This window comes from Candidatus Palauibacter scopulicola, from assembly GCF_947581915.1.
Taxonomy (GTDB): Bacteria; Gemmatimonadota; Gemmatimonadetes; order Palauibacterales; family Palauibacteraceae; genus Palauibacter; species Palauibacter scopulicola.
Genome location: NZ_CANPWG010000025.1, coordinates 1 through 2605, shown reverse-complemented (window position 1 = coordinate 2605; position 2605 = coordinate 1). Strand labels below are relative to the sequence as shown.

Here is a 2605-nt window from a genome sequence, read left to right as displayed (position 1 = left end):
GCCGAGATCTGGGGCGAGGCGGTGCAGGCGAACCGGAAGCTCAGGACGATCCTGATCTTCCTGTCGGCGAGCATCGTGCTTGGCGTCTTCGTTCTGCTGCGTATTGCGGGCGCCGAGCCGCCCAAGCCCATCGTCGTGCGGGTCGACGAGGTGGGCCGAGCCGAGGCGATGGCCTACGAGGCCGCCACCGCACAGGCCGATCCGCTCGATCCCACCACCAAGTACTTCCTCAACCGGTTCGTCGCGGACTTCCACTCGCGGCGCCGCGCGACCGTCGAGGAGCACTGGACCCGCAGCCTCCGGTTCCTTTCGACCGAACTGGCCAACGCCGCGTTCGCGCGCGACGGCGACGAGGTGGCTGGCGTGGCAGCTGGGACCACCGAGACCGAGCGCCAGGTCGAACGCGTCGTGCTCCGCATCCACCCCTCGCCCGAGCCGCCCCACGGCGCGACCGCCGACTTCGAGCTCGTGCATCTCGCGGGCGGACAGGAGGTCCTGCGCGAGCGCTGGTCGCTCTCGCTGCGGTTCGAGTTCCTGGAGAGCATCCCGCCCGAACTCGTCGTCCACAACCCGATGGGCATCCTCATCACCTACCTCCAAGCCGACCGCGCGCTGGTCACGGAGGACTCCAGGTGATCGCACATCTCAAGGGCCGTGAGAAGGCGCTGGAGCCGTTCGGCTGGACCGGAGAGAAGGCCGAGTGGATCGCGCTGGTGTGCCTGCACAGCGGGGTGTTCACGCGCGCGCAGTGCGCGCGGTTCATGGACGCGCACCCGGAACAGGTCCGGCGCGCCGTCCACGGGCTGATCGCCGAGCGCGTTGCGAGCGAGGAGACCGAGCCCGGCATCGCGGGCATCGGCCGCGTCTGCCGGATCTTCTCACGGCCCGTCTACCGCGCGCTCGGTGCCGAGCACATCCGGCACCGGCGCGGCGCCTCGACCGAGGTCCTCATGCGCCGCCTGCTCTCGCTCGACTACGTCATCGAGCATGCGGACCTGCCCTGGCTCCCGACGGAGCAGGAGAAGGTCGCCGCGTTCGAGGCGCTCGGGATCGAGCGCTCGCTCCTGCCCGTGCGCGTGTACCGCGGCGCCGCCCGGGAGACGCGGCGCCATTTCCCCGTGAAGCTGCCCGTCGCGCTCGACTCGGCCCGCGCGCTGTTCGTCTACGCCGAGCCTGGCCACGACACGGCGACCGCGCTCCGCTCGTGGGGCAAGGCGCACCGCGGGCTCTGGCGCGCGCTCGCGAAGCTGGACCTGTCCGTCGAGGTCGTGGCCGTCGCCCGGACCGGGCGAGAGCTGGAGCGGGCGCGGCGCGTGATCGGCGGCTGGGCCGAGCCCGCCGGCCCCGGAGAATCGTGCCCCGCGATCCGGGAGGAACTCGCCCGGATCGAGCGGGCGATCGTGCAGGGCGCGGTGCACATCCTCGATGAGTTCGGCGGCCTGCAGGCCGCCTTGAAGCGTAGCGTCGCCCTGGAAAACCAAGCCCGCCGGCAGGGCGGCCGTGGATCCATCGACCGCGGCGTCGCTTGGCGGACCGAGCGCCTCGCGAGGGTCCGCTACCGATGATCGGCGCGCCTGCTATGCCGCACCGCGGCGTGAAAACGACGCGAGGCATCGTTTCACAAGGTCGCGTCCCGGCGATTCACATGCGCGCTTCCGCTGATCCGCTTGCGCGGTGTTGTGTTGCGGCCTCGCGGCCCGCCCGCCCGTTGCCGGACGGGCCGCATTGGCCGGGGCGGGAGCGACCCCCCTCGCCAGAGGCTCGGTACGGCGTAGCGGCGAGTGTGTTTTCACACCCTCGCCCCCATGCCTGGGTCGCTCCCGCAGCATCGATCCCTCCGGGAAGGGTGTCCGACCGTTGAGGCCGTGGACGCTCGTCCTCATCGGAGTCGCACTCATGGCGCTCGCCTGGCGCGCGTTCCTCGCGCCGTTTCCCGGTCCGGGCGGCAACCCGTACCTGGACCTGATCGCCGACCGCGATCCGGGCCTGCACCGGGCGATCCACCTCTGGCACTTCCTCGCGCCCGGCGTCGCCGTGTTCCTGGCCGGGTCGATCGCGCTCTCAGTCACAAGAGTATGGATCCAGCCGCGGCGGGGACGCGGAGCGCACGGACAGCTCCCCGACTGGCCCACGTCGCCCCAGGACAACGCGCCCTCGCTCGTGATCGGCGAGCTGCACCATCCGACCGTGGCCACCGAGAGCGTGCGGCCCTCGTGGCTCGTCATCCCCGAGAAGGGGCTCTACACGGGCATGCTCGTCGTCGGGGCCGTCGGCACCGGCAAGACGACCGCCTGCATGTACCCGTTCGCGCGGCAACTCCTGTCCTGGCAGGCCGATGATCCCGCCCGCCGCGCGGGCGCGCTCGTGCTCGAAGTCAAAGGGGACTTCTGCCACCAGGTGCGGCAGATCCTCGCAGACGCCGGGCGAGGAGACGACTACCTCGAGATCGGGCTCGGCGGCTCGCTTCAGTGGAACCCGCTGGACGATCCGCTCCTCGACTCCTACTCGATGGCCTACGGCGTGGCGTCCCTCATCAACCAGCTCTTCGGCAAGTCGCGCGAGCCGTTCTGGCAACAGGCGTACACGAACCTCGTGCGCTGGATCG

Annotated in this window: 3 protein-coding genes; all 3 read left to right on the top strand. The window is 71.0% G+C overall.

Annotated features, from left to right (window positions below):
* The coding region (locus tag RN743_RS05205) for a VirB8/TrbF family protein (protein ID WP_310777093.1) at positions 1–636 on the top strand (636 nt) is incomplete at its 5' end.
* On the top strand, positions 633–1565 hold the full coding sequence (locus RN743_RS05200; protein ID WP_310777089.1) for a hypothetical protein: 933 nt from the start codon (positions 633–635) through the stop codon (positions 1563–1565). The genes RN743_RS05205 and RN743_RS05200, both read left to right, overlap by 4 nt.
* Positions 1566–1857: 292 nt before the next feature.
* Positions 1858–2605: hypothetical protein (locus tag RN743_RS05195; RefSeq protein ID WP_310777085.1), on the top strand; the 748-nt coding region annotated here is incomplete at its 3' end.